The organism is Streptosporangium sp. NPDC001559 (assembly GCF_042893955.1).
In the GTDB taxonomy this organism is placed as follows: domain Bacteria; phylum Actinomycetota; class Actinomycetes; order Streptosporangiales; family Streptosporangiaceae; genus Streptosporangium.
Genome location: NZ_JBIAVG010000001.1, coordinates 338,348 through 364,719 on the forward strand (window position 1 = coordinate 338,348; position 26,372 = coordinate 364,719).

The 26,372-nt window shown below is 71.2% G+C and carries 21 protein-coding genes; 9 read left to right on the plus strand and 12 right to left on the minus strand.

Features of this window, described 5'->3' with window-relative positions; all coding sequences use genetic code 11:
* Positions 1-212: 212 nt before the first annotated feature.
* The gene (locus ACFYY8_RS01520; protein ID WP_390036028.1) at positions 213-530 is read left to right on the plus strand and encodes a hypothetical protein; all 318 of its coding nucleotides are present in this window, start codon (positions 213-215) and stop codon (positions 528-530) included.
* 155 nt (positions 531-685) lie between these two features.
* Here the strand turns inward: ACFYY8_RS01520 and ACFYY8_RS01525 are convergent, their stop codons facing one another.
* Positions 686-3,472 (minus strand): AAA family ATPase, encoded by a 2,787-nt coding sequence (locus ACFYY8_RS01525; RefSeq protein ID WP_390036030.1) that lies wholly within the window; start codon positions 3,470-3,472, stop codon positions 686-688.
* 76 nt (positions 3,473-3,548) lie between these two features.
* Between ACFYY8_RS01525 and ACFYY8_RS01530 the strand changes: the two genes are divergently transcribed.
* Positions 3,549-4,169 carry a LysE family translocator gene (locus ACFYY8_RS01530; protein WP_390036032.1) on the plus strand — a complete coding sequence of 207 codons (621 nt, stop codon included), beginning with the start codon at positions 3,549-3,551 and terminating at the stop codon, positions 4,167-4,169.
* Between the two features lie 139 nt (positions 4,170-4,308).
* Here ACFYY8_RS01530 and ACFYY8_RS01535 read toward each other — a convergent pair whose 3' ends face one another.
* Positions 4,309-5,025 (minus strand): alpha/beta fold hydrolase, encoded by a 717-nt coding sequence (locus ACFYY8_RS01535; RefSeq protein WP_390036034.1) that lies wholly within the window; start codon positions 5,023-5,025, stop codon positions 4,309-4,311.
* Between the two features lie 73 nt (positions 5,026-5,098).
* Between ACFYY8_RS01535 and ACFYY8_RS01540 the strand changes: the two genes are divergently transcribed.
* Positions 5,099-5,656, plus strand: coding sequence for a TetR/AcrR family transcriptional regulator (locus ACFYY8_RS01540; RefSeq protein ID WP_390036036.1), 558 nt, complete (start codon positions 5,099-5,101; stop codon positions 5,654-5,656).
* Here the strand turns inward: ACFYY8_RS01540 and ACFYY8_RS01545 are convergent.
* Complete coding sequence (locus ACFYY8_RS01545) at positions 5,653-6,375, minus strand: TetR/AcrR family transcriptional regulator C-terminal domain-containing protein (RefSeq protein ID WP_390036038.1); 723 nt, start codon at positions 6,373-6,375, stop codon at positions 5,653-5,655. The genes ACFYY8_RS01540 and ACFYY8_RS01545 overlap by 4 nt on opposite strands.
* Positions 6,376-6,451: 76 nt before the next feature.
* Between ACFYY8_RS01545 and ACFYY8_RS01550 the strand changes: the two genes are divergently transcribed.
* A complete protein-coding gene (locus ACFYY8_RS01550; RefSeq protein ID WP_390036040.1) occupies positions 6,452-7,807 on the plus strand; it encodes a DHA2 family efflux MFS transporter permease subunit in 1,356 nt (451 codons plus the stop codon).
* Positions 7,808-7,822: 15 nt separating this feature from the next.
* Here the strand turns inward: ACFYY8_RS01550 and ACFYY8_RS01555 are convergent, their stop codons facing one another.
* The 7 genes from ACFYY8_RS01555 to ACFYY8_RS01585 all read right to left on the minus strand — a co-directional run bounded on the left by ACFYY8_RS01555 (position 7,823) and on the right by ACFYY8_RS01585 (position 17,899).
* The gene (locus ACFYY8_RS01555) at positions 7,823-9,028 is read right to left on the minus strand and encodes a hypothetical protein (protein ID WP_390036042.1); all 1,206 of its coding nucleotides are present in this window, start codon (positions 9,026-9,028) and stop codon (positions 7,823-7,825) included.
* Positions 9,029-9,059: 31 nt separating this feature from the next.
* The gene (locus ACFYY8_RS01560; RefSeq protein ID WP_352009770.1) at positions 9,060-9,446 is read right to left on the minus strand and encodes a Rid family detoxifying hydrolase; all 387 of its coding nucleotides are present in this window, start codon (positions 9,444-9,446) and stop codon (positions 9,060-9,062) included.
* A gap of 42 nt (positions 9,447-9,488) precedes the next feature.
* The gene (locus ACFYY8_RS01565; RefSeq protein WP_390036045.1) at positions 9,489-10,598 is read right to left on the minus strand and encodes an alanine racemase; all 1,110 of its coding nucleotides are present in this window, start codon (positions 10,596-10,598) and stop codon (positions 9,489-9,491) included.
* A 38-nt stretch (positions 10,599-10,636) separates the two neighbouring features.
* Complete coding sequence (locus ACFYY8_RS01570) at positions 10,637-12,160, minus strand: amidohydrolase family protein (protein WP_390036047.1); 1,524 nt, start codon at positions 12,158-12,160, stop codon at positions 10,637-10,639.
* 135 nt (positions 12,161-12,295) lie between these two features.
* Complete coding sequence (locus ACFYY8_RS01575) at positions 12,296-16,057, minus strand: DUF4153 domain-containing protein (protein ID WP_390036049.1); 3,762 nt, start codon at positions 16,055-16,057, stop codon at positions 12,296-12,298.
* Positions 16,058-16,122: 65 nt separating this feature from the next.
* Entirely contained in the window at positions 16,123-16,812 is a 690-nt protein-coding gene (locus tag ACFYY8_RS01580; RefSeq protein WP_352009774.1) for a response regulator transcription factor, read from the minus strand.
* A 160-nt stretch (positions 16,813-16,972) separates the two neighbouring features.
* Positions 16,973-17,899 carry a GNAT family N-acetyltransferase gene (locus ACFYY8_RS01585; RefSeq protein ID WP_390036051.1) on the minus strand — a complete coding sequence of 309 codons (927 nt, stop codon included), beginning with the start codon at positions 17,897-17,899 and terminating at the stop codon, positions 16,973-16,975.
* A 421-nt stretch (positions 17,900-18,320) separates the two neighbouring features.
* Here ACFYY8_RS01585 and ACFYY8_RS01590 point away from each other — a divergent pair, with 421 nt between their 5' ends.
* From ACFYY8_RS01590 to ACFYY8_RS01610, 5 genes are all read left to right on the plus strand, one after another.
* Positions 18,321-19,874, plus strand: a complete 1,554-nt coding sequence (locus ACFYY8_RS01590) for a serine/threonine-protein kinase (protein ID WP_390036053.1) — start codon at positions 18,321-18,323, stop codon at positions 19,872-19,874.
* On the plus strand, positions 19,871-21,976 hold the full coding sequence (locus ACFYY8_RS01595; RefSeq protein WP_390036055.1) for a hypothetical protein: 2,106 nt from the start codon (positions 19,871-19,873) through the stop codon (positions 21,974-21,976). Before ACFYY8_RS01590 ends, ACFYY8_RS01595 begins: the two co-directional genes overlap by 4 nt.
* The gene (locus ACFYY8_RS01600) at positions 21,969-23,492 is read left to right on the plus strand and encodes a serine/threonine-protein kinase (RefSeq protein ID WP_390036056.1); all 1,524 of its coding nucleotides are present in this window, start codon (positions 21,969-21,971) and stop codon (positions 23,490-23,492) included. The genes ACFYY8_RS01595 and ACFYY8_RS01600 overlap by 8 nt, the downstream gene beginning before the upstream one ends.
* Positions 23,485-24,819 (plus strand): hypothetical protein, encoded by a 1,335-nt coding sequence (locus tag ACFYY8_RS01605; protein WP_390036058.1) that lies wholly within the window; start codon positions 23,485-23,487, stop codon positions 24,817-24,819. Before ACFYY8_RS01600 ends, ACFYY8_RS01605 begins: the two co-directional genes overlap by 8 nt.
* A 121-nt stretch (positions 24,820-24,940) precedes the next feature.
* Positions 24,941-25,132: a hypothetical protein gene (locus tag ACFYY8_RS01610; protein WP_352009780.1), complete on the plus strand. Its 192-nt coding sequence runs from the start codon at positions 24,941-24,943 to the stop codon at positions 25,130-25,132.
* A gap of 92 nt (positions 25,133-25,224) precedes the next feature.
* Here ACFYY8_RS01610 and ACFYY8_RS01615 read toward each other — a convergent pair whose 3' ends face one another.
* Both ACFYY8_RS01615 and ACFYY8_RS01620 read right to left on the minus strand, forming a co-directional pair.
* Complete coding sequence (locus ACFYY8_RS01615; RefSeq protein WP_352009781.1) at positions 25,225-25,530, minus strand: DUF3817 domain-containing protein; 306 nt, start codon at positions 25,528-25,530, stop codon at positions 25,225-25,227.
* Between the two features lie 59 nt (positions 25,531-25,589).
* Positions 25,590-26,351 carry an SURF1 family protein gene (locus ACFYY8_RS01620; RefSeq protein ID WP_390036061.1) on the minus strand — a complete coding sequence of 254 codons (762 nt, stop codon included), beginning with the start codon at positions 26,349-26,351 and terminating at the stop codon, positions 25,590-25,592.
* Positions 26,352-26,372 lie beyond the last annotated feature (21 nt).

Below are 26,372 nucleotides of genomic sequence, written 5' to 3' on the forward strand. Positions count from 1 at the left end.
GGCCTCGACGTCGAACGCATAAACCCCCGATGCCGCTCCTCTGAAACCTCCGTGCCTCAGAACCTCGGCGCCGACTCCAGGCAGGCGAATACCGCAGGAAAAGACTCGAAGACGCCACGAGCCCTCTTGACCCGCTCCATCCAGAGCGTATTCTCCGGGCGGGACGCCTCCCGGACGAGAACGTTCCCCTCGGTGAAACGGAGGAGTCGCGCATGAGGTCCGGAATTCACCGCGACATCTGGTTCGGGCGTGCTCTTCTCGTCACCGCGATCGCCGTTCTCGCAGGACCATTGATGACGATTCCCGCCGCGCACGCGGACGGCGACTACACCTGCTCCGACGGAACCCGATACGAGATCTCCCCGGCGCTGGGCTGGAGCATCCTGGCCGGCGACTGCACAGGCTGGGGAGACGGCGGCCCGGCCCAGGTCACGATCACCTCTGGCCCCTACGCCGGGACCTACTCCTGTCATGCGGTGAGGCAGCCCGCCCCACCGGCCGTCTACCTGTTGAGTGCGAGTCGCTGCTGAGCCCTGCCCCCTTTTTACAAAGACAGGTTTTTACAAAAAGACAGATTGACGACAAGGACCGGCCCATCCATCGAAGCCCGTCAAAACCCTCGAAGTCCTGTTCCCACCAAAGCGATATCCCAACGACCCAACGACAAGAAAGCCAAGGACAGGCCTCAGAGAAGGCCCCGCTTACGCGCGAGAGCGGCGGCATGCGTTCGAGAGGAGACACCGAGTTTGCCGAGAATGTTGGAGACGTGCACGCTCACGGTCTTCTGGGCGATGAACAGCCGTTCGCCGATCTCGCGGTTGGGCAGGCCCTCGGCGACCAGGGCGAGCACCTCCTGTTCGCGGCTGGTGAGCAGACCCTGCTGGGCGGTGACGAATCTGGCGCGTTGTCCCAGTTCGGCCAGGGCCTTGGCCAGTGGTTTGGCGCCCAGGGAGTCGGCGGTCTCGACAGCGAGTCGCCACTCCTCAAGCGCGGCGGCGCGATCTCCTGAGGCAAGCAACGCCTCGGCCAGCCGCCACCGCGCACGTGCGGTCTCGTAGACGAAGGCGGGGTCGAAGATCTCGACGACCCGACGCCAGGCCTCGACGTCGAAACGGCCGTTCGCGCGGTGCCACTCGGCCTCGGCTCGTGCCATCCATCCGTGTCCCTCGGTGCCCATCCCTGCCCGGACCACGCCACGGGCGCGGGCGAGCAGTTCGTCGGCCCCTTCGGTGCGGCCAAGGTCGGCCAGTGCCCACAGCGCGACGGCGATGATACGGATCGCCCCGAGGTCGGCGGGGTCGATCGTGTCCAGTACAGCGGTGGCGTGCTCCAGGGCGAGTTCGGGGTCGCCCTGCCAGAGGGCGTGCTCGGCGGCCAGGCCGCGTGACATGTAAGCGACAAGGGGGTCGGACCAGAACGGCCTGAGCCAGGCGAGACGCCGCTCAATCTGAGGCGCCCCCGAGGCGACCTCCACGAACAACGCGAAGGAGGACAGCACGGCTTCGGCGACCCTGCCGACCCTGGCGCCGAACCCGGCGGCCATCTCCGCGGCGCGGGTCCACTCTCCTGAGGAGTAGTGGACGAGCAGCCACAGGAACCGCAGGTCGGTGCCGTAGGTGCTCCACGACAGCCCGGTTCGTTCGGCCAGCCGTACACCGCGCTCGGCTGTCTCGGCCGCGCTTGCCATGAGTCCGCGCTCGTATCGCGTCCGAGCGTGATGGAACAGGGCGCGCAGGTCCATGGCCAGGTCGCCGGAGTCTCGCAGGACGACGGAGTCGAGCAGTTTCTCGGCGCCTTCGATGTCGCCCTCGTATTCGGCGCAGATGGCGAGAACGAGGATCGCTCCCTTCTCCGCGTCGCTCGTCCCGGTGGCCCTGGCCACCTTGAGCGCGCGTTCGGCCAGCACCTTGACCTCGGCCGGTCGTGGTGGCCAGGTGAGTGTGCGGGAGAGCGTGGCCAGTGCCCTGGCCAGGTCGGGACTGTCCGGGGGTGCCGTGTCGACGGCCGCCCTGGCGGCGGCGACCGCGCCCTGGACGTCGTCGGAGTCGTAGAGGTAGTAGGCGAGCCGCTCGTAGATCTCCGCTGAGGGGGTGAGAGAACGCAACTGGGCTATGGCCCGGTGGTTGTCGCCCATGTCGGCCGCGACGGCGGCGGTGCGCAGGGTGAGCCGTACGCGATCGGTCCCGGCGCGCTGTTCGGCGTCCGGGACGCGGTCCCACAGGCCGAGTGCCTGCTCGAAGTGGCGGTGGGCCTCCGCGGGGGCGCCCAGACGTTCGGCCCTGCGTCCCGCCTCCACCGACGCGGACAGGCCTTCGGCGAGGTCGTGGCCTGCGAGGTAGTGGTAGGCGAGTTCGGCCGCCGCTCCCTGACGGGCCGTGAGCAGGCGGGCGAACTCGGAGTGCAGTCTGATCCGCTCGCCGGGCAGCAGGTCGGTGTAGACGGCCTCCTGGAGCAGGGCGTGCCGGAAGGCGTAGCCGTACTCGCCGTCGGGGCGGAGCAGCCCACGCGAGACGATCTCCCGCATGGCCTCGTCGAAGGCCAGGTCGGGGAGGCCGGAGGCCTCCTGGAGAAGGTCGTGGTCGACCCGCCTTCCCGCGACGGCGGCGCCGCGCAGCACCCGCTGAGCCTCGTCGGAGAGCACTTCGGCCCTGGACAGCAACAGGCCCGCGAGGTCGTCGGTCATCGAGGAGCCCTCGGTCACGGCTTCGAGCAGCTCGGCGCCGTAGAACGGGTTGCCCTCGGCTCGTTCGGCGACCTCGTCCATGACCCGGGCGTCGGTGCCGCCGAGGGCCGCGAGATAGTCGGCCATCTCGGCCCGGTCGAGCGGGGTCAGTTCGACGGAGGCCACCGAGGGCAGGAGTCTGAGCTCGGCGAGGACCCGGCGCAGTGGGTGGCGTCGATGCAGGTCGTCGGTCCGGTAGGTGCCGACGAGCAGCACCCGTTCGGTCTGCAGCATCCGGCTGAGGAAGACCAGCAGGTCACGGGTCGAACGGTCGGCCCAGTGCAGGTCTTCGAGCACCAGCAGCATGGGCCGTACGGCCAGGAAGCCGAGCATCGACCCGAACAACCGCTGCTGGGTGAGGCCGGAGGCGCTCTCGGTGCCCGGGTCGGTCCCTCCCGGCAGCAGCCTCCCCAGGACGGGACGGGCGTCGATCTCCGCACGCAGCTCGGCTGGGGCACCGCGCAGGGCGTCGGCCAGCGGGAGGTACGGCAGCGCGTCACCCAGTTCGGCGCACTGCCCGACCAGTACGGCGAAACCGTCCCGTCTGGCCTGCTCGGCGAGCTCCGTGACGAGGCGTGTCTTGCCGATGCCCGCGTCACCGCCGACCAGGGCGACGCCCGCGAGGCCCTCGGAGGCCGCGCGGAGCAGCCCGGCGAGACTGCCCAACTCGGACGACCGTCCGATCAGGACTCCGCTCGAAGCAGTGCCCGAGGCGCCGCCCAGAACACCGTTCGAAGCTCTCTGTCCCACCTGGTGAGTATGCCACCGTATGTCGACAAAGTTGATGGCCCGCTCCCTGGGACCGAAACGCTCTTATGGTTGGGGCATGGTCTCGATGTCCACGTTCCTGGTCTTCGTGGTCGCATCCTCGGCGCTCGTCCTGATTCCGGGGCCGAACCACCTGTACATCGCCGCCCGGAGCATCGCCCAGGGCAGGTCCGGCGGGATCGCGAGCGTGTTCGGCGTCGGGACGGGCACACTGGTGCACATCGCCGCCGCAGCCGCGGGACTGTCCTATGTGATCGCCAGGTCCGCCACGCTCTTCAACGTGATCAAGTGGGCCGGGGTGGCCTACCTGGCCTATCTCGGGCTCAGGGCGCTGGTCCGCAGGCACGAGGAGACCTCCTACGAGGCCCGGCCCCAGCCGCTTCGCGCGATCTTCCTGGAGGGCATGGTGGTCAACCTGCTCAATCCCAAGGTGATCCTGTTCTTCCTGGCCTTCCTTCCGCAGTTCGTGCACCCCGAGGCGGGGTCGGTCCCGTTGCAGGTCGTGGTCCTGGGTGTCACCCTCCTGCTCCTCGGCATGGTCTCGGACATGGTCTACGCGCTGGGGGCGGGGATGCTCGGCGCCAGGCTGCGTGGCCGTTCGAACACGGTCGGCCGCCTCAGCGGAGTGGTCTACCTGGGTCTTGGGGTCGCGACGGCGCTCGCCGGACGCTCGGTCTAAGAACCAAGGCGCCCGATCCGAGAGACCAGACCTCGATCTGAGAGGCCCGACGCCTGATCCGAGGAACCGGACGCTCGGCCTGAGAGATCGGCTCAGCCCGGGAAACCAGGCCCGGCCCGGAGGCACGACCCGGCTCGGGCTAACCGCCCGAACCCACCGGGGAGCACGGCTCGATCTGGGAGCACAGGTCGTCGACGAGGCGGGCCAGGGAGCCGGGGGCCGCCAGCACACCCAGGTGGCCACGCCCGGGGATCAGGATGAGCCTGCCGTTGCGGCAGGCACGCAGGAAGTCGCGCTCGTCGGCCCTGAACGGGTCGCGGGAGCCGTTCACCAGCCACACACGGCCGGGGTAGGCGGCCAGCGCGGCGAGCTGGTCGTGCGCGGAGACGGCCTCGACCACCTGGGGCAGCACCTCGCACGACAACCCCCCGGCGACCATCGCGGCGGCGGAGGGGCCGGGCAGGAAACGGCGGAAGCCGTACTCGCTGATCCGGTTGGCCCGGGAGGGGTTCCTCGCGGCGAGCCCGGCGGCGAACCGGTAGACCCCGAGCATCGACCGGCTGCGGGACGTGCAGCCCATGGCCACCAGGCCCGCGACCTTGTCGGGGAAGCGCTCGGCGGTCGCCATTCCGACGTAGCCGCCCAGGGACAGGCCCGCCACGACGGCTCTGCCGCCGAGTGCGTCGATCGCGGCGGACACCGTGGAGACCGCGTCGTCCATGGAGAACGGCTCTCCCGCGCGGGTGCCGTGACCCGGCAGGTCGACGGCCTTCGCGGGGCGGTCGAGGTGGTCGATGACGGGGTCCCACATGGTCGCGCTGACCCGGATGCCGTGCAGGAAGACGATCGGCTGCATGGAGATCTCCAGACATGTCGAATGAACAACCCCATTGAAACACAACGCACCGTTGCGTTGCTATAGTCGGCGTATGGCACCGCGCAAGGAGCAGCAGATCTTCCAGGCGACGCTCGAACTGCTCACCGTGAGGGGATACGAGGGACTGACCATCGAGGGGGTGGCCGAGCGGTCCGGCGTCAACAAGACCACCATCTACCGCTGGTGGCCCTCCAAGGCGGCCCTGCTCGCCGCCGCGCTCACCCAGGCGGACCTGCTCCTGTTCGACCCTCCGGACACCGGCACCCTCAGGGGAGACCTGGAGGAGCTGGTGCGAGGGATGGCCGCGCTCCTGACCACCTCCCCCAGCTCGGACGTTGCGGTGGCGACGCTGGGCGCGGCCGTGCACCATCCCGAGCTGGCCACGGCGGTCCGGCGGTTCTTCACCGACCGGTTCACCAGGGAGGAGGCGGTCTTCGACCGTGCCCGGCGACGCGGCGAGCTGCCGGAGACGGCCGATCCGCTGCTGATCGTGGACCTGCTCGGGGGCGCGGTGTGGATTCGGACGATCTTCCGCGGCCTTCCCCTCGATGACGACTTCGCCGCCCAGGCGGTGTCGGTCATCCTTGACGGAGCCACCGGAACGCGCTAAAGGGCGAGTTCCCCGGCGATGCCGTCCAGCATCCAGCGCAGGCCCCGCTCGAAGTCCTCGTCCGCCGCGGAGGGGTCGACGGGGCCGGGGGCGATCTCGTTCACCAGGGGCGCGAGATTGGGGAACTCTCCGCTTTCGAGAAGCTCACGTAGATATGGCCGCATGAGGGCCTCACGCTCCTGCGGTGTCCAGGTGTATCCGCTACGCCCCTCCCCCCGCAGCGTCTCCCTGATCACGAACCCCAGCGCGTAGTCGTCGACCGCGGCGATGATCCGCCACTTCCGCTCGGGCGGGATCGGCAGCCCGGAGAGAGCGGCCAGCGACTGCTCCCCGTGCCGCAGGCCGTTCGGGCCGACCTGGGGACGGCTGGCGACGAGATCGACCAGCCAGGGATGGCGCCGGATCGTCTCCCGCGTGCGCCGTACGACGGCCGAGATCGCCTCGCGCCAGTCGGCGGGCAGTTCCCCCTCGACCAGGATCTCCGCGTTGGTCTCGTCGGCCATGAGGTCGAGCAGGTCCTCCTTGCGCCCGATATGGGTGTAGAGGCTCATCGCCCGCGCCCCGAGTTCGGTGGCGATCCTGCGGATGGAGACGGCGTCGAGCCCCTCGGCGTCGGCGACCTCGATCGCGGTCCTCACGATCGCCTCGCGGGTCAGTTTCGGACGGCGCCCGGCCGTCTCACGCGCCCAGACCGGTCCCTGCGCCTGTTCGGATCCCATCCGACGAGTGTACGGCGTAGCGCACGAGCGATACGCTGTACGGAAAACCGATACGCCGTACGGAATGGTGATCCGAATGACCGTCACCCAAGCCCGACCCGACCCCGCCCTGCGCGCCGTCTCCATCACCGTGGTGCTCGGCACGATCATGACCATGCTGGACGCGACCATCGTCAACGTCGCGATCGACGTTCTCGGCCGTGACCTGCGTGTCCCGCTCAGCACCGTCCAGTGGACGGTCACCGGTTACGTGCTCGCACTGTCCATGACGATCCCGGTGACCGGATGGGCCATCGGGCGCTTCGGCGCCAAGACGACCTGGATCGCCTCGCTCGTCATCTTCGGAGCCGGGTCGGTCCTGTGCGGGGCCGCCTGGTCCGTGGGCGCCCTGATCGCCTTCCGCGTACTCCAGGGGATCGGCGGCGGGCTGCTCATGCCGATCGCGCAGACCCTGCTCGCCCGGGCCGCGGGCCCCGAACGGCTGGGCCGGGTGATGGCCGTGATCTCGATCCCGTCGATGCTCGCCCCGGTGCTCGGGCCGTTGCTCGGCGGGGTGCTCGTCGACCACCTGAGCTGGCGGTGGATGTTCTACGTCAACGTCCCGGTGTGCGTGGCCGCCCTACTGCTGGCCGTACGGCTGCTGCCCGGTGACCGGGAGCGCGACACCGGGCGGCTGGACCTGCTCGGCCTGGTGCTGCTGTCCCCCGGGCTGGCCGCGCTGGTCTACGGGCTGTCACAGTTCGGTGAGACGGCGGGCGGCACGCGGGCGGTCCTGGGGCTCGGCCTCGGCGCCGCGCTCGTCACGGCCTTCGTCACCCACTCACTGCGCCGGGGCACCGGCGCCCTGATCGACGTGGGTCTCTTCCGTGACAGAGGGCTGACCACCTCCGCGGCGTCCCTGTTCTTCTACTCCGTCGGGGTCTTCGGCGTGCTGCTGCTGGTGCCGCTGTACTCGCAGAGCGTCCCGGGAACGGGCGTGCTGGACGCGGGCCTCCTGATCGCCCCGATGGGCGTGGGCGCGATCGTCACCATGCCGCTGGCCGGACGGCTCACCGACCGGCTCGGCGCCCGGCTGCCCGGGGTCGCGGGCATCGTGATCGTGCTCGCCGGGACCCTCGCCTGCGCCGTGATCGGCCCGTCGGTCGTCGCGCTCTTCGTGATCGGCCTCGGGCACGGCCTCGTCACCCCGTCGATCATGGCCTCGGCCTACCGCACCCTGCCCAGGGCGGCCGTTCCGGGCGCCGCGACCGCCTCGCAGATCGTGATCAGGGTGGGCAGCGCGCTCGGTGCCGCCGTGACCGCGGTCGTCCTGCAGGCACTGGCCCGTTCGTACGGCACCGCCGCCTTCTCCGGTGGCTTCACCTGGACTCTGGTGATCACCGCCGTGGCCCTGGTGCCCGCCCTGATGATTCCCCGCCACCGGCCGACGTGACAGCGCCGTTGACGGTCAGCCGGACAGGGCCGCGGGGATGCGGTCGAGAATGGGGTACGGCATGAGCCCGTAGGCGTAGAAGTCGACCGCGTCCGCCCCGGCGACCTTGGCGGCCCTGACCTTGGCGGCCAGCCGTTCCGCCGAGTCGGTGTCCGGCATTCCGGGCCGGAGCACCGCCCGCAGCTCCTTGCCCGTGGAACGACGATAGGCGACCACGTCGTCGGCGACGCGTTCGGCGTCACGGGCGTAGGCGAGCACGCCGAGCGAGGGGACCAGGTCGCCCAGGGCGACCAGGTCCACGCCGAGCTGCCAGGAGTCGTGCGCGGACAGCCCCGAAGGGGGAAGACCGTCCATGTAGCCCTTCGCCGCGCCGGTCGCGTCGAGGAAGACGAACCTGGTGCCCTCCGCGGTGACCGCGGCGGAGACCTCGGAGACCAGCGAGGTCACCACCTCGGAGCGGGCCCGCGCGTAGGAGACGACCTCGGGCCCCGCGTAGGCGGTCAGCGCCGCCCTGGTCACCTCGCCCTGCGCGGGCGGGTCTCCGTCGAGGACACCGCCCACGATCCTGGCGCACTCCTCCCTGGCGACCTCCGCGTTGACACCGAGGTCCGCGGCGCGGCGGATGCAGAAGTCGCAGAAGCACAGGCCCAGAAGGAAGACGTCCATCGGCCCGAGCGGCACGAAGCAGCGGTCGTTGTGGTAACCGCAGCCGAAGGTGCCGAAGTGCAGCGCCTCGGCGACCACGCTGTCCACCCCCTGCCTGGCCACGGCCCTGCCGAGCGCCACCGCGTAGCGGCGCACGTCGGGGTTGGAGGGGCACAGCTCGGCGGGCGAACCCCGGTCACCGAAGCAGTTGCGCACGGTGACGTCGGGGTTGGCCAGGCCGAGTGTGGTGTTCTCCAAGAAGACGGTCCAGCCGTGCAGCTTCAGGCCCCGCTCCGCGGTGGCCAGACGCAACGCGGCCAAGGGCTCCTCCTCGGCACCCGCCTGCACTGGCGGGACGAGGCGGAGCTCGTCGAACAGGTCGGCCGGCGGAAGGAAGTGGACGCCGTCGTCACGCACGGTCACCCGGGAGCGGCCGTGCGGGGTGACGTCGCGAGCGCGGTGATAGGCGGCGGCGACGGTCACGCCCGCCACGCCGTACCCGGTGACCCGGTCGAGGACCGCCTCAAGGCCCTCACCCCGTACGTCCTCGATGTAGACGTATAGCGAGCTGTCCAAACCGCCGCCTTCCCACGCAGTCGGTCAGACTCTAACGTGCCTTGTAAGCGACGAAGTCGATCTCGACGAGGATGTCCATCAAGTCGGAGCCGACGGTCGTACGGACCGGGTACGGCTGGGTGAAATACGACTTGTACACCTCGTTGTAGGCGGCGAAGTCCCGCTTCAGGTGCTGCAGGTGGACGGTCGACTTGACCACGTCGTCGAACCCGAGACCGTGGGCCGCCAGGATCGCGCCGAGGTTGCGCATCACCTGGTGGGTCTGCTCGGCCACGTCGGTGCCGACGACCTCACCGGTCTTGGGGTCGAGCGGGCCCGCGCCGGAGGTGTAGACGAAGTCACCGACCACGAGGCCCTGTGAGTACGCCCCGACCGGCGCGGCGCCCTCGTCCGTCCGCAGTTCCTGCTTGCCACTCATGTCACAACTCCTTAGGAGAATCTCTACGACAACGACAGAACGTCAGAAATAGGTCGTGATCAGATCGACGACCGTGTGGTCGTCGTCCACGACCGGGATGACCCGCCACTTGTCGAAGGCGGTGCACGGGTGGGAGATGCCGAAGGAGACCAGGTCTCCGGGCCTCACCGTCAAGCCCGGCGTGAGCCGCAGGATCGCGTGCTGGTCCTGGACCTTGAGCACGGTCGCGCCCTCGACGGCCCCCTTGGGCACCGGCAGCCCCTCGTCGAAGGGGGCGTCCCGCTTGCCGAAGCCCACCACGGCCAGACCGGGTTCGGGCACACTCAGCACGTACGCCCACACCTCAAGCGCCGCCCGCAGTTCCCCCTCGATCCGGTTGTACGGCGTGCGCTCGCGGTAGTAGCCGTCGTCGTGGGAGACGTAGGCGCCGCTGCGCAGTACGACCCTGGCCTGGCAGGTGGCCAGCTCCCTGCCGATCACGTCGAACCACTGGCTGCCGCCGACCGACAGGATCGGGTCGCGTACCCGCAGGTGCTCCAGCGCCTCGACCAGCCTGCCGAGGTAGGCGCGCACCTCCTGCGCGTTCCCCAGTCCGCCCTCGTAGCCCGCGACGCCCACCAGTTCGACGCCGGACGCCTCCTGGGCCGCCGCGGCGACCTCAAGGAAGTCGGAGAGTGTACGGCAGCCCGCCCTGCCGCCCTCGTGTCCCAGCTCGACCAGCACCTGGAACGGCCTGCCGCCCGCGTGCCGGGAGAGTGTCTCGACGCCGGCGACCGAGTCGGCGAAGCAGAGGAACTCGAACGACGGGTCCTGGTCCAGCTGGGCGGCGATCGCGTCGAGGCCCGCGGGGTCGAAGACCTGGTTGGCGATGAGGACGCGTGACACGCCGAACTCGCGCAGGGTCAGCGCCTGGCTCGGGGTCGCGACCGTCAGCGCCCACGCGCCCGCCTCGAGCTGGGCTCTGACCAGCTCCGGCGACATGGTCGTCTTGGCGTGCGGGGCGAGGAGCAACCCGTGGTCGGCGGCGAAACCCGCGAGTGTGGCGATGTTGTGTTCGAGCGCGTCACGGTTGGCCACCATCACGGGGAAGCTGAAGGCCCCCCCGAACAGTGAGGACCCGACCGCCCGACCGGGATCGACGATCCCCTTCACGTGTTACCCCCTTCGCTTCCCTTGCTGGACCCTATCCGTCAGGGTCTGATCGCCCTTCCGGGGGTGGCCCCGGTGAGCGTTCCTCCGGCGAGCACCGCGACTCCGGAGACGAGGACGTCGTCGACACCGGCCGCGGGGACGCGGGGGTCGGCGTAGGTGGCCAGGTCCTGGACGCGGGCGGCGTCGAGAACGACGACGTCGGCCACCTGGCCCGCGCGGATCAGGCCCCTGCCGGTCAGGCCGAAGCGACGGGCGGGGTGGGAGGCGAGATGGACGGCGGCCTGCTCCAGGGTCAGGTCACCGGTGTCGCGGACGTGGTGGCCGAGCATGCGGGCGAAGGCCCCGTAGCCCCTGGGGTGCGGGTGTCCTCCGACGTAGATGCCGTCGGAGCCACCGGTGTGGGCGGGATGCCGCAGGATCGCGCGGACCGACTCCTCCCCTTCCGGTCCCTCGTCGGGGCGGGCCATCACGCACCCCGCCTCAAGGCGGGTCGCGACCAGGATCTCGCGGCAGAACTCACCCGGTTCCGAACCGGCCCGCTCCGCCGCCTCGGGCAGCGTCAGCCCCTCCGCCCACTCGGCCCCCGGGACGTGCGAGAGGGTGATCCTCGGCCAGATCGTCTCGTCCCACTCGATCCGCTCGGACTCCAGCAGGCTGAGCGCCCTGTCCGTGTCGGCGGCCGGAATCCACGACGGCAGCGCGACCATCGCCAGGATCGTGCTGCCCCGCAGGTAGGGATAGGTGTCGAAGGTGACGTCGAGTCCTTCGTCGCGCGCCCGGTCGACCATCGGCAGCAGGGTCGCCGCCGGACCGTGGTAGTGCGAGACGTGCACGGCGGCGCCCGAACGCCTGGCGATGTCGGTCACCTCGGTCATCCCGGTCGTGGCCTTGGCGCCGTAGCCGCGCATGTGCGTGACGTACGGCAGGGCACCGAGGGGCGCGCAGAGCGCGGCCAGCTCGGCGGCGTCCGCGTAGCGTCCCGGGGCGTACTCCAGGCCCGTGGAGAGCCCGGCCGCCCCCTCGGACAGGCCGCGCTCGACCCGGGCGAGCATGGCGGCGAGCTCGTCGGCCGACGCGGCCCGTTCCGCGGCGCCCATCACGTCGTAGCGGATCGTGCCGTGCGGCAGCAGGTAGACGGTGTTGAGCGCGCTCGCCCCGTCGTAGCCCGCCAGCAGCTCCGCCACGCTCAGCGGGCCGTCCGCGTGAGGGTGGGCGCCGTTGACCGCGGCGAAGTAGCGGGTGGCGTAGGCGAAGGCCTCGGGGGTCGAGGTGGGGGCGAAGGACAGGCCGTCCTGACCGAGGACGAAGGTCGTCACGCCCTGGCGCAGCGCGGCGAGCTGCACCTCCGGGTCGAAGACGAGGGCGTCACCGTGGACGTGGCAGTCGATCAGGCCGGGCATGACGTGGCGCCCCGAGGCGTCGACCACCGTCGCGGCCTCCGCCCCCGTCAGTCTGCCGACCGCGGTGATCTCGCTCCCGGTGATCCCGACGTCCGCCAGAAAGGCCGGGGCACCGGTTCCGTCCAACACCCAGCCGTCTCTGATCAGCACATCAAAGGACATGCTCGGATTCAATCATTGAAGAGGGATTCCGTGCATCTTCGAGCGTTCCAGCCGTCCGGGGGTGACTCACCGTGACGCCGGAAGCCGCCAAGGCCCCGGAGCCGATCGGCGAGCCCCCACCGAGATCAGCCGAAATCAGTCGTACGGCCCCCGGGAAGGGGTGGTCGCGCACGCGGGGCCGGAGAGCACCGGGCGCTCGGCCAGCAGGTCCCTGGCCCGCTGGCGGGCGAGGTTCCATCCGTTCCACGGGTCGGGGGTCGCGAGGTCGTTGGCGGCGACCACGTCCCGCAGCACACAGCTGCGCATCGGCTCGGGCAACCGGTCGAGCGCGGGTACGGCCTCCGCCCCGAGGTCGCCAAGATAGGCCTGGTCGAGCCGTTCGACGCCCCGGATGGCGACCTGGGTCTCGGCGACCCGCAGGTCGGGGTTCCACACGGCGAACGCCAGCAGCGCGACCCCGGTCATCATCACCATCGCCCTGGGCAGCCACCCCGCGCGGCCACGCCGGGTGAGCCGTACCGCCCCCGCGGCCAGGACCAGCACGAAGACGGCGCCCAGCCACCAGATCGCCGCCTCGACCGAGGCCCGCAGCCGGGAGAAGCCGTAGGCGTCGACGTAGAGGTCGAGGCGGTGCAGCGCGGAGACCAGGACCACCATGGTCAGCGCGCAGAGCAGGCCGAGCAGCCCGGCCATCAGCCACCTCTCACGCCCCCTGAGATCGACCAGGACCGAGGCCACCGCCACGATGGCCAGCACGAACACGCTGACGATGACGAGCTGGAAGAACCCTGACCTGGCGTACTCGGCGTAGGTCAGTCCCACGGCGGAGACCACCCACCGGGTGCTGCCGAACAGCACGGTCAGCTGCATCCCCACGAACACGGCGAACAGCAGGTTGAGAGCGACCAGCGGAGGCACCCACAGGCTCCGGCCGACGGTGAGCCGCAGCGTGGGAACCCCCGGCTCGGCCACGGGACGCAGACCGACCAGCACCGCCGCGGCGACCAGTACTCCGAAGACCGCGAACAGCACGATCCGCACCGGCATCGACGCCGCCCAGTCCTGCGCCAGCAGAACGCGTTCGACGGCGTCGGCGAAGACCGCGTCCGCCGAGACGAACAGCCCGCCGAACAGCAGCACCAGCACCAGACTCAGCCCGATCCCGACCAGCGCGGGCACCACTCGTCTGCGCAGGGACGCCCCCTTGACCGGCTCCGCGAGGAACCACGGCACGGGCGGCAGCGCGATCAGCACCGAGGCTGCACCCCTGGCCACCCCGAGCCAGCCGCGTCCCGCGCCCGACAGGGCGAGGGCGGCCAGCAGGAACCCGGCCAGCAGGAGCGAGGCGACCAGCCAGTCCGAGTCCCTGAACACCGCGACCGTGACGAGTCCGTACGCGACCACCCCCAGCCCGGCCGACCACGGTGTGATCCGGTGCCGGGCGACCGGCAGAACCGCCACACCCATGGCGACGGCGACGAGCACGAACCCCAGCCCGGCCCGGCTATACGGCAGGGCCAGCGCCGCGACGAGACCGACGCAGGCGCCGGCGGCGAGCATCCAGCGGGGGGTGGCGGGCAGCTCGGGCCTGGGGAACAACGGCGGGGCCACATATCCCCCCGGCGGCCCGCCCGAGGCACTTCCCGGCAGTCCTCCCGAGCCCCCTCCTGGAGAGCCTCCCGAACCCTTTCCCGAAGGACCTCCGAAGGGACTTCCCGAGACGTTCTCCGCGAAAACTCCGGGAGAACTTTGTGACATGCCTCCCGGAAGACCTTTCGGCGCGCTGTCCGGGGAACCTCCGGAGACGACTCCCGAGGAGCCCGTCCCCCGCTCACCACCGGGGGTTTCCCGCGTCGCGCCGATCGCCCCCGCGGGCCCGGTCTCTCGCACACCCCACGGCTTGCCGCCGTGTCCCGCCGGCCCGGGTATGACGGGACGCTCCGGCGGGCTTCCCGCGGCCCGGGCGTAGGAGTCGGTGATCCCGAGCACCGTGCCGACGAACCCGCCACCCAGGGTGATCAGGAAACCGGCCAGCGCCCCCAGCAGCGGGCTCATCGAGGCGATGATCAACCCCGCGATCACCCCGCAGACCAGTCCGGCGATTCCTCCGCCGATGAGTCCGGCGAACGCCCCCGCCCAGTTGCGAGGCGGCCGGGACCGACGGGGGATCCCCGGCACCGGCTCCCACGCGGCGGACCGATACGGCCCGCCCACCGCGGGTCTCCGCTCTGAGGACAGATGTGACCCGCCTGCCATCGGCTGCTCACGCGCTGAGGATTCACTCACCACCGGCCTGAGCGCCGAGGACGAGTACGACCCGCCCACCGGCCCCCCGCGCGCTGAGGACTCACTCGCCACCGGCCCGTTCGCCGAGTGCGGGTGCGGTCCGTCCGGGGCCGACGACTCCGCCGCCCCGGGCTCGTTCTTCCGGGAAGGTTCACCGTCCCCTTCGACATACGGCGCGGAACCGGTCGCGTCGGCGCTCTCCCCGGGTCCGGCCGGACCACCCCCGACGACATCGGAGAGCTTCGCGTTCTCACCGGTTCTCCCGGCCCGGTGGGCGGGCCCGTCGGACTTCTCGGACCCCGTGATCCCTGGCGCCCCCGTCCCCTCGGCGGAAGGCACGGCTTTCCCGTCCTCCGGTTGCCCCGCCTCGCCGTGTTTCCGGAGCACCTCAACCCCCGAGCCCCCGGTGGGCTCCGCCGTCTCCGAGCGCCGTGGACCCTCCCCTTCCGCCTCGGCGAGGTTGTCGGGCGTTTCGGATTCCTCGATCTTCCGAAGACCAGATCTCTCGACGGACGCCGTGCCCTGAGGGAGCCGGGCGCCCCCCGTGGCACCGGTAAGGCCGGGGGCGTCAGCCGGGCCGCGCGACGCCCGGGTGAGGGTCGAGGCCGAAGGAACGTCCATCGTGCTCCTTTCCGGAAGGTCGACCACGACACGGCAGCCCCCGCCGTCCTCGACGTGGATGGAGCCGCCGTGCAGCTCGACGATCTCCTTGACGATGGCCAGCCCGAGGCCTGCGCCGCCCACGTCCGCCGCCCGCCCGGCGTCCAGCCGGGAGAAGCGCTCGAACGCCCGGGCCCGGTCCTCCTGCGGGATGCCCGGCCCCTGGTCGGTCACGCGCAGCCGTACGCCGTGCTCCCGTGGGGCGGCTCCGAGCACCACGACCCCGCCCGCGGGGCTGTGCCGTACCGCGTTGTCCAGCAGGTTGGCCAGTACCTGCGCCAGCAGGTCGGGATCGGCGCGGGCGCTCAGGCCCGCGGGTACCTCACAGCGGGCGGTGACGCCCTCCCTGGCGAGTACGGCTTCACGCAACGCCTGTTCGCACAGCGGCCGGAGCTCGACCTCCTCAAGCTCGATCGGCCTGGCCCCGGAGTCGAGACGGGACAGGTCGAGAAGCTGGGCGACCAGTCTGCCGAGCCGTTCCGTCTGGGACAGGGCGGTTCCCAGCGTGACGGGATCGGGCGTCGAGACACCGTCGACCACGTTCTCCAGGACCGCTCTGAGCGCGGTGATCGGTGTGCGCAGCTCGTGGCTGACGTTGGCGACCAGCTCGCGCCGCTGCCGGTCGACCTCGCCGAGGTCGGCCGCCATCGCGTTGAAGGCACGGGCGAGTTCGCCGACCTCGTCACGTGAGGTGGCGGCGACGCGCAGACCGTAGCGGCCCTTGGCGATGGTCTGCGCGGCGGCGGCCATCTCACGCAGCGGTTTGGTCATCCCCCGGGCGAGCAACTGCATCATGACCAGGGCGAACGCGACGGCGACCGCGACACGAACGTTGCGCGGATATCCGGCGTTGATGCCGACCTCGTTGGCGACGAACGCCGCGGCGACGGCCAGCAGCATGACCATGCCGATCTTGACCTTGATCCTGCCGAGGAAGTCGAGGGGTCTCAATGGGGCCCGTCCGTTGGTCGAGTGGTGGCGGTTCGGAGGATTTCCGGTACGGAAAGAGGAACAGGTCAGTTACGGACGAGGGCGTAGCCCACTCCGTGGACGGTCCTGACCACACCGGGGCCGAGTTTGCGGCGCAGCGCGCGCACGTGGCTGTCGACCGTCCGGGTGGCCGCCGCCTCGGAGAACCCCCAGATGTCGGCGAGCAGCCGTTCACGTTCGTACACCTGGCCCGGCCGCTCGGCGAGACGGCACAGCAGGTCGAACTCGGTCCTGGTGAGCTGCGCCTCCGCTCCCCGCACGTAGACCCGCCGCTCCGCGGTGTCGATCTCGACGTCACCGACCCGGATGACCGTGTCCTCGACGGCGAGCTGGGAGGCCCGCTCCACCCGGCGCAGCAGCGCGTGCACTCGCGCGACCAGCTCACGCATGCTGAACGGCTTGGCCATGTAGTCGTCCGCGCCGACCCCGAGACCGACGAGCAGGTCGGTCTCCTCACCCAGTGCGGTCAGCATGAGCACGGGCACCGGCCTGGCGGCCTGCATCCTGCGGCAGACCTCCAGACCGTCGAGGCCGGGCAGCAGCCGGTCGAGCACCACCACGTCGGCCCCGGCCCTGGCGTAGGCCGTGAGCGCCCCCTCCCCGTCACCCACGACCTGGACGTCGAAGCCCTCGGCCGTCAGCCGGTGCCCCACGGCCCGCGCGATCGTCTCGTCGTCCTCCACCACGAGGACACGGCGTTGTTGGGGGGATGTCATGCCTCGCAGCGTAAAGGGGCCGCGTGCAGATCACCTGTGATGAATTGTGAAGGTTTCGCGCACCTCGCCCGGCCTCTGACCGATCCCCCGGCGTCGCGAGCGTCTTGGACATCTCTGTCATCTCCGACATCACGGCCAGAGGGCGCGGGCGTGGCCGGAACTACGTGAGCACCATACGGTGGCCGGTGACGCGGTAACCCAGCCGGGCGAACGAGGCGGCCATGGGGACGTTGCCCAGGTCGGTGTTGTCGTAGACCTGGGGCTCACCCTCCGCGGCGAAGATGTGCAGCGCCTCGGTGACCAGATCGCCGGAGTAGCCGTGGCCACGGTGCGCGGGATCGACCCCGACGTAGCCGACCGTCGCCGAACTGTCGTTACGGGTCGGCATCACGACGCCGACCAGCGCTCCGGACGCGTCGTGGGCCAGGCGCCAGCGGGAGCGCCCGCCGGGATACCCCGCGAGCGCCGTGAGGATCTCTCTCGCCGTCGCCTCGGCCCCCTTCTCGGCGCTGGTGCGCCGGTCCCAGGAGTCGAGACTGGCCCCGGCGACCCTGGCGAGCAGGCCGAGCACGGTCTCGTCGTCGTCGGCCGGGGTGAAGGTGAGACGGGCCGACCTGGGTGGCAGGCCGTACTCGGGAAGCCAGCGCAGGTTGAGCCGTTCGACGGTCCTGCGCCAGCCCAACCGCTCGGCGGCGTCGATCCGGTCGGTCGCGTCCGCCAGCGCGTCCGGCTGCTCCTGCCAGCCGACGGGCAGGAACAGGTGGTATTCGGGCCGGGTGTCCCCTTCGGACATCAGCACCGCGAGGGCGGCCTCCAGCAGGGCGGCGCCCGTCTCGACCCGGTCGTCACCGTGGCCGGGGTCGAACCAGTCGAGAAAGGCCGGACGGTCGGAGCCCTCCGGGGCCCAGAAGGCCGCACGCGCGACCACCTTGTCGCCACGCGACGCGATCCAGACCCACCCCGACCGGTAGCCGAGCTCCTCGAACGGCCGGGGACGCAGGCCGACTCCCGAGGCGGGCACCGGACCGTAGTGGTGGAACAGGGGGAACTCGTCCGCCTGGAGCGGACGGAACAGCAGATCGGACATGTGGAACTCCAGAAAGCATGTGCGCCTCCCGGATCTCAGGCGGTCTGCCACCCAAGACGGGGACGCGTGATCAGATCGGTGGGCATCTGTTCCTCACTCCTTTCTTTTCGAGGGCCGGCCTCCTGAGGACCGGCGGGCAGACGTTAACCGGCCGGGCGACCCGCGCTCAACCGAATAAACCGGCCTCCGAGCGGGGCACAGCCGCCTCCCCGGAACCGTCACCGTGGACGTCACACCGACAGGATGGCCCGATCCGGGAACGGCCATCGGCACCGAATCCCGTTCTGTGGATAACTCCGCACCCCGTGCGCGGCCACCTTTCGTTTCAGCAAGTCCTCATTCATTGGTTCATATGGCGCTAAGTGGCTATGTTGCTGTCCGCGATGGGACGGCGAACGGGGTGGGTGGGATCGACACTCAAGTGCTAGCGGGCCGCTATCGGCTGCTCAATCCCCTCGCCGAGGGCGACACGGGGGCGGTCTGGCTCGCCGCTGACGAGATGCTCCGCCGTGACGTGGCGGTCAAGGAGGTACGGCTCCCGCCGGGCCTCGACCCCGTCCGGCGGCAGGAGGCGTGCGCCTCCGCCCTCAGGGAGGCCAACCTGGCCGCCCGCCTCAAGCACCCCTCGATCGTGACCGTCCACGACGTGGTGATCGAGCACGAGCGTCCCTGGCTCGTCATGGAGCTGTTGTCCGGCGCCTCCCTTGAGGAGACCGTCAGCAGACGGCAGCCGCTTCCTGTGCACCAGGTCGCCAGGGTCGGCGTGGGAATCCTCAGCGCGCTGGCCGCCGCGCACGCCGCCGGGGTCGTGCACCGGGACGTCAAGCCGGGCAACGTCTTCCTCACCCGTACCGGGCGGGCCGTACTGACCGACTTCGGCTTCGCGGCCGTCGAGGGAGAGGAGACGGCCGGACGCACCGGCCAGTTCATCGGCTCCCCCAACTACATCGCCCCGGAACGCCTGCGCGGCGAACGCGGCGGTCCCGCCTCCGACCTGTGGTCGCTGGGCGCGACGCTCTACTTCGCCGTCGAGGGAACGCCCCCGCACCCGGCGGAGAGCCCCGTGGCGGCGATCGGCCGGGTGCTGACCGACCCCGCCAGGCCCCCCGAGCGGGCGGGGCATCTCGGCCCGCTGCTCATGCGGATGCTCGCCCCCAAGGCCGAGGAGCGGCCCTCCTTCGAGGAGGCCGCCCGCATCCTGCAGGAGATCGCCCTCGGCCGCCCCGGCACCGAGGTGGCCGTCGTCTCCTCCGCCCCCGAGCCCCTTCCCGCGGCGGGACCCGAGGCCGCGCCCGTCCTCGCGGGCAACCGCAGGCGCACCCTCGTGTGGGCGGCCGTCGAGGTCACGGCGGTCGTCGCGGTCATCGCGGCGACCACGGGGGTGGCCCACTTCGCCTTCGGCCGTACGGTCCAGCAGGGACCGCCCAGGCTCAGCGAGAAGCCGGGTGCCTTCACCGTCCCGGTGGACCTGTGCGGGCTGATCTCCACGGCCGACGTCAAGAGGCTCCTGCCCGCCGTGAAGGCCCCGGGTAAGCCGACCAACCAGGGAGGCTGCGAGTGGATGAGCCGCGGAATCGGCCTTGACGTCCAGCCCGCTCCCCCCGGCAAACAGTGGGGCAAGAGCCCGCGCCAGGCCCACGAGCTCTTCGTCAACCAGCGCAACGGCACACTGCCCAGCGGACAGATCGGGTGGGGCTGGTCCGAGATCGGGGCGGCCATGCACTCGGCCAGGACCACGGGACCTCTCACGGTCAAGCCCGTGGGGGACGAGGCGTTCGGCTACGACCTGTACGACAACAGGAAGACCGGCAGGCTCGAACAGAGTCACGTGATCCTCCGCGTCGACAACCTGGTCCTCGACGTCACCTACACGGTGGTCGACGGTTCCAAGGACGGTCCCGCGATCCAGGCGGGCGCCCACACCGCAGCGACCTGGGTCGCGCAGGCACTGAACAAGCAGAAAGCGAGAGGATGAACCGTCCAGACGTCCCGGGCTCGCAGGGAAGGCGCTCGGGCAGGCACGCGGTGAACGCGCCCGGTTCCGCGGTGCTCGAACAGTCCTCACTGGAGCAGGTGGTCGAGCGGGCCGGACCGTTGACCCCGCAGCAGGCCGCCACCATCGGCCTGGCCGTACTGGACCAGCTCGTGGCCGTGCACAACCGGGGGATGCTCCACGGTGACGTGCGTCCGGGTTCGGTGCTGGTCGGCCCCCGTGACCAGGTCACTCTCGCCGCGCCCACCCTGCGTTCCCCGGCGTTCACCGCCCCCGAAGGGGTGACGGGGCCCGCGGCCGACCTGTGGTCGCTTGGCGCGACCCTCTACACCGCCGTCGAAGGACGCGCTCCCTCGCCCGGCGGGTCCCTGGACAACGCGGGGATGCTGGGCTCGGTGCTGTTCGCGCTGCTCTCCGGCGACCCCGCCCAGCGGCCCGAGCCCGGGGTGCTGCGCAACACCCTGCTCGACCTGTCCCGCAACGGCGGCCACACCCCGTTGCCGCCGGTCCGCGCGGACGCGGTGCCGCCGCCGTCCCCCTGGGCGGCCTCCACGCCCTTCCCGGTGGATCTCCCGACGATCCCCCCGGCCTCCTCGTATCCCTCGGACCCGTTCTCCTCCGACCCCCTCTCCTCCGGGGCGTTCATCTCAGGACCCTCGGAATCCTTCACCTCGGGCCCTTCGAGGGCGTTCACCTCGGGACCGTCGGGGGCCTTCACCTCGGGTCCTTCGGAGGCGTTCACCTCAGGACCGTCGGGGGCCTTCACCTCGGGCCCTTCGGAGGCGTTCACCTCAGGACCGTCGGGGGCCTTCACCTCGGGCCCTTCGGAGGCGTTCACCTCAGGGCCCTCCGAGGCGTTCACCTCAGGCCCCTTCACCTCGGGCCCGTTCAGCTCGGACCCGTTCTCGTCAGGACCGTCGGGGCCGTCAGGGCCGCCGGGACCGCCGCGATCTCCAGGAACGTCAGGAGCCCAGGGAGCACCGGAACCAACCGGACAATCAGGACCGCCCAGCCCCCAAGAACACCCCCATAACGGTCCCCAGAACGGCCCTGAGAACAGCCGTCAGGCCGAACCACGACCCGGGCCCCAGCCTGAGCCGCTGCCCGAACCGCCGACCCGAGCGGTACGCGACGCGGTACCCGGAGCACCGTCGAAGCCGCTGGCCGAACTGCTGGCCGGGCCACCGCCGGAGTCACCGCCGGAGTTCGAAGGGGCCATCCCCACCTCGCCCTTCCCGAACCAGCCCCAGAACCCGCACCCCCAGCCGCAGACCCCGGCACCACAGCCCCCTGCGCCCCAGATCCAGCAGCCCCAGATCCAGCAGCCCCAGATCCAGCAGGTCCAGCAGGCCCCCGCCCCGCGTGAGCCGGTTCCGGTGGCGCCGATCCAGGAGAGCGCGACGCGACCGCCCACGCCGGCGCGGCGTTCCTCCGGGGTGCTCGTGCCCCGCCCGATCGTCGGGCTGACCGGCGGGTTGCTCCTGGCCATGGCGGTCACCATCGGTGTCCTGCTCTCCCAGCGGATCGGCGCCCCCGTCGAGGCCGAGGCCCGCACCCCCGGTCCCGGCGGCGCCCTGTTCGCCTCCGCGCCCAGGGCGTGCAGCCTGCTGGACGACAAGCAGGCCGCCGAGGTCGTGCCCGGCTTCCGTAGCTCCGAGGTCGAGTTCTCCTCCTGCGACTGGCTCGCCTCGCTCGACCTACACAAACCGGGCGTCGAGAAGTTCGACCTCAGCGTACGGCTGGTCGCCCAGAAGCAGGACGCCTCCGGGGTGGCGCGCGCCAAGCAGTACCTGTCCGGCAAGCGGCAGGACATCCTGGAGAAGATCAAGGTGCTCACCCCCAAGCCCACGACGCCGAAGGACCTCCAGGGGGTCGGTGAGGAGGCCTTCAGCACCGGGGTCTTCAACCAGTACAACCTGTACGGCGGGGCGTACCGGGTCACCGTGGTCCTCCGGATCAGCAACCTGGTCGCGGAGATCGACTACAGCCGGTACGGCGTCAAGAACGACTCGGACGGCCAGATCGCGGCGGGCGCGGAGAAGGTCGCCCGCTGGCTCAGCGCCTCCCTGAAGACCAATGGCTGACCAGACGCCGCCCGTCCTCGCGGGCCGTTACCGTGCGCTCGACCGGCTGGGCGCGGGCGGGATGGGAGTGGTCTGGCGGGCCAGGGACGAGCTGCTGCACCGCGAGGTCGCGATCAAGGAGGTGCTGCTCAACCGGAACCTGACCGAGGCCGAGCGGGTGGAGGCGTACGAACGCACCCTCCGCGAGGCCAGGGCGGCGGCCCGGCTGAGCCACCCGTCCATCGTGGCGGTGCACGACGTCATCGCCCAGCAGGGGCGCCCCTGGATCGTGATGGACCTCGTCCGGGGCCGTTCCCTCGACCGGGTGATCCGCGCGGAGGGGCCGCTGCCGCCCCGGCGGGTGGCCGCGATCGGGGTGGCGGTGCTCGACGCGCTGACCATGGCGCACGGCAGGGGCATCATGCACCGCGACGTGAAACCGGCCAACATCATGCTCGCCGACGACGGCGGGGTGCTGCTGACCGACTTCGGCATCGCGACGGTCGAGGGGGACGCCCAGCTGACCTCGGCGGACTCGCTGGTCGGTTCCCCCGGGTACATCGCCCCCGAACGGCTGCGCGGCGACGACGGCCCCGCCGCCGACCTGTGGTCCCTGGGCGCCGCGCTCTACGCCGCCGTCGAGGGGCGGGGGCCGTTCCAGCGGGGTGTCCCGGTGGCGACCCTGGGCGCGGTGCTGACCGAGCCGACCCCGTTCCCCGCCCGCGCGGGGGACCTGGCTCCGGTGCTGCTGGCCGTACTGGAGAAGGATCCCCGGCTGCGGCCCGGTGAGGCGATGCTCCGTACGGCGTTGCAGCGGGTGGCGCAGGGGCTGCCCGCGGGCCCGCTGACCCCTGCCGAGCCGGTCACCGAACCCGGTGGAGCATCGCGACGGGCGGGGCGGATCAGGACCGGGTGGCTCGTCGGAGGTGGGACCGCGGTCGTGGCGGCCGGGGTGACGACCGCCGTGCTGCTCGCCACCGGGGGTACGGCGACGCCCTCCCCCTCGCCGTCCCCGTCCGGGACGACGGCGGAGGCGGGCGCGGGACGGTTCTCGGCGGACCCCGACCCGTGCTCCATGCTCGAAGCCGCCCAGGTCCGCACCCTCGGCCCCACCTCGGCCCCGTTCTCCGACAAGGCCAGGGGGGACAAGGAGGCGTACTGCAGCTGGTCCGACCCCTCGGACGGCCCCTCTCTCAGGGTGCAGTTCACCCGTAAGACCCCGGTCTCCGGGAAAACGGCGCCGGAGGTCGCCCACGCGTTCTTCGCCGCGGAACGCGTCAAGGCCAAGGCCGACGAGGGGACCTCCCCTGTCGGCTGGGTCGGCCCGCTGCGCGATGTGAACCGGGTCGGCGCCGAGGCCTTCACCTACGACGTGGGCTCCCTCGACCGGGTGAGCATGGTGATCCGCTTCCGGATCAGCAACCTGCTGGTCGAGGTCAGCCTGTCGGAGAAGGCCAAGCGGGTGAGTCCCGAACTGCGCACGCGGGGCCTGCGCGCCGCCAGGTTCGCCGCCGAGGAGCTGAACAGCCGTGACTGACGTGTCCCCCGATCCCGGTCTGCTGGCCGGGCGTTACCGGCTGCTCGAACGCCGTGACCACACCGGCACCTCGTGGCGGGCCCGCGACGAGCTGCTCGGCAGGGAGGTCACGATCGCCGAGGTACGGCTGCCGCCTCCCGGCCCCGTCCGTGACCGGCTCCTCACCCAGATCCGCGCGGCGGCCGACCTCAGGCATCCCGGGGTCACCACCCTGCACGACGTGATCTCGGCCCCCGACCGGATGTGGCTGGTCGCCGAGGCGGTGACGGGCCGTTCCCTGGTCCAGATCGTCAGGCACGAGGGCCCCCTTCCCCCCGAGCGGGCGGCCGAGGTGGGCCTGCGCGTGCTGGACGCGCTGAACGCCGCCCACGAGCGGGGCGTCAACCTGGCCGCGACCCCCGACACGGTGGTGCTCACCGCGGACGGCCGGGTCGTGCTGACCGGCATCCTGAACCCCTCCGGCGCCGACGAGATGCGGGATCTGGGCACCACCCTGTTCACCGCCATGGAGGGCAGGGCGCCGAACACCGGGTCGATGACCGTCCCCAGGATGGCGGACGGCTCGCCGCTCGCCGCCCCCTCCGACCTCACCGGCGGGGTGACCACGGGGTCGGGCGTGCTGGCGCCGATCGTCGAGGGCCTGCTCGCGGCCGATCCCGCCCTGCGTCCCGACGCGACCTCGGTCCGTCTCGCGCTCGAACAGGTCTCCCCCAAGCCCGCGAGGTCGCCGCTCAGGTCCCCGCTCGTCGTCGCGGCCGTCGCGGCCGTGGTGCTCGCGGTCGCCGGAGGGGTCGTCTGGGGCCTGACCCGTTCCTCCGCGCCCGTGGTCGAGACGGCGCCGTACGTGGACCCCGGGCCCTTCACCGGAAAACCCGCCGCGAAGGGGCTCTTCACCGCCGAGCAGCTCGGGCAGCTCGGCGTGAAGACCGAGCCGACCGGCACGGATGACCATCCCATCTGGGGTACGGCGAACGACAACGACCCGGGGAACCTCGAGCGTCTGCTCTCCGCCGAGGGAAAGCTGTATCCGTCGGCGGCCAAGGCCTCCGAAGCCCTCGCTCACCGCGTGGCCACGGCCGCCAAGAAGCGAACGAACGACTACGAAAGCCCGCAGACTCCCCTGAGGCCCGTCGGCGGACTGGGCAACGAGGCCGTCGTGGGCGAGGTCTCCGGGGGTAGTTACTCGGTGACCGTGATCGTCCGGGTCAACAACCTGCTGCTCTTCGTCCAGTACCAGAACTCCGCCGGTCCGGCCGATGAGGAGATCATGCGCAACGCCCTCACCGCGGCCAGGTGGGGGGTCGAGTCGCTCACCCGGGGCCACTGATCTCAGATGGGCCAACACGATATATCTCGGATGGAACCCGGGAGGGCGCCCACGCGTTGGACAGGAGACGCACAATGAACGACAGGCGGGGCGCGCGCTCCGCGTTCGGAGGATGTTGACGATGTCGCCGGTCCAGAAGTACCTGCTCGGCGCAGGCGCGGTGGTGTTCCTGTCGTGGCTGTTCCTGCCCGGTCTGCTGTTCACGCTCGTGGTCCTGGGCGTCATCGCCGCCCCGATCGTGGGCTACCTGATGCTCGACCCGTCGCAGCGCGCCAGGCTCAAGCGCGCCCGCAAGCGCGGCCTCGGCCGCTGACACCGACGTAGACCACCGGACGGGCCGCGGCACCCCCGCGGCCCCGCCCGTCCATGAGAGACCGGCCATGAGGACCGGCCGTGAGAGGCCGGTCAGGCCGCCGCGAGCTCGGCCTCGACCCGCCGGGTGACCTTGCGCTCGAAGACGAACGACAGCAGCGGGACGGTGCCCGCGAGCATCACGCCCACGATGTACGGCCACGACCAGCGGGCCTTCATGCCCAGGTTCATCGCGGCCACGAGATAGAGCATGTAGAGGAACCCGTGGATCGGGGAGACGACCCTCGACGGCCCCGCGATGTCGAAGCCGTACCTGAGCACGATGCACGTGACCAGGACGAGCAGCATCACGCCGACGACGTACGCCAGGATGCGAAAGGGCTTGAGGGCGGATTCCACGTCATCTACCTCGGTCTGGGAGTTCGGGACACTAAACGATATGTCGGCTTCCACGGGCCTCAGGCCGTGGCGGGCTCGGGTTCCTGCTCCCGCTCCGCCGTACGGCTTCGCACCATGTCACGCAGGAAGTGCCACCACATGAAGACCGCGAAGAGACCGAAGATCCACCACTGGGCGGCGTAGGCGAGATTGCGCCAGGAGAAGCCGCCGGGCTCGGTCGGCGGGGCGACGGCGACCGGCTTGACCGCCACGGCCGGGGCCGGGCTGTGGGCGGTGGCGATCACGAACCCGTCCCGCAGTCTCACCCCGCGCCACAGGTTGACCAGCTCCGCCGACGAGACGGTGAGCACCTGTCCCTCGGGCAGCCGCTCACCCCCGCGTCGCACGCTGTCGGTCGCCTCCGAGGGCTTCAGGCGCCCGGTCACGGTCACCGTCCCCGACGGTACGGCGCCCGCCCCCGCGGCCGGGTCCGTGGCCCCGGGCACCCAGCCGCGCACGACCGGGACGGAGGTGCCGTCGCCGAGGTCGAGGGGGGTGAGCAGCCACGCCCCGCCGTCCCGTCCGGCGACCAGCAACTGCCTGGAGGCGTCGTAGGTCCCCGAGGCGGTGACCCTGCGGCTGACCGCCTCGCTTGTCATGTGCCTGCCGGGCTGGGTGAGGGTCGTGACGGCGACCGGTGCGGGGTCCTGCGCCGCCTGGGGCCTGCCCGAGTCCTCGAACACCCCCAGCTGCCAGCGGCCGAGCAGCCCGCACACGACGAGCGCTCCGATCGCGAGCAGGTGGAGCACCAGCGCGCGAGGAGAGAACAGGGTCCGGAGCATGACACCACGCTATCCGCCCGA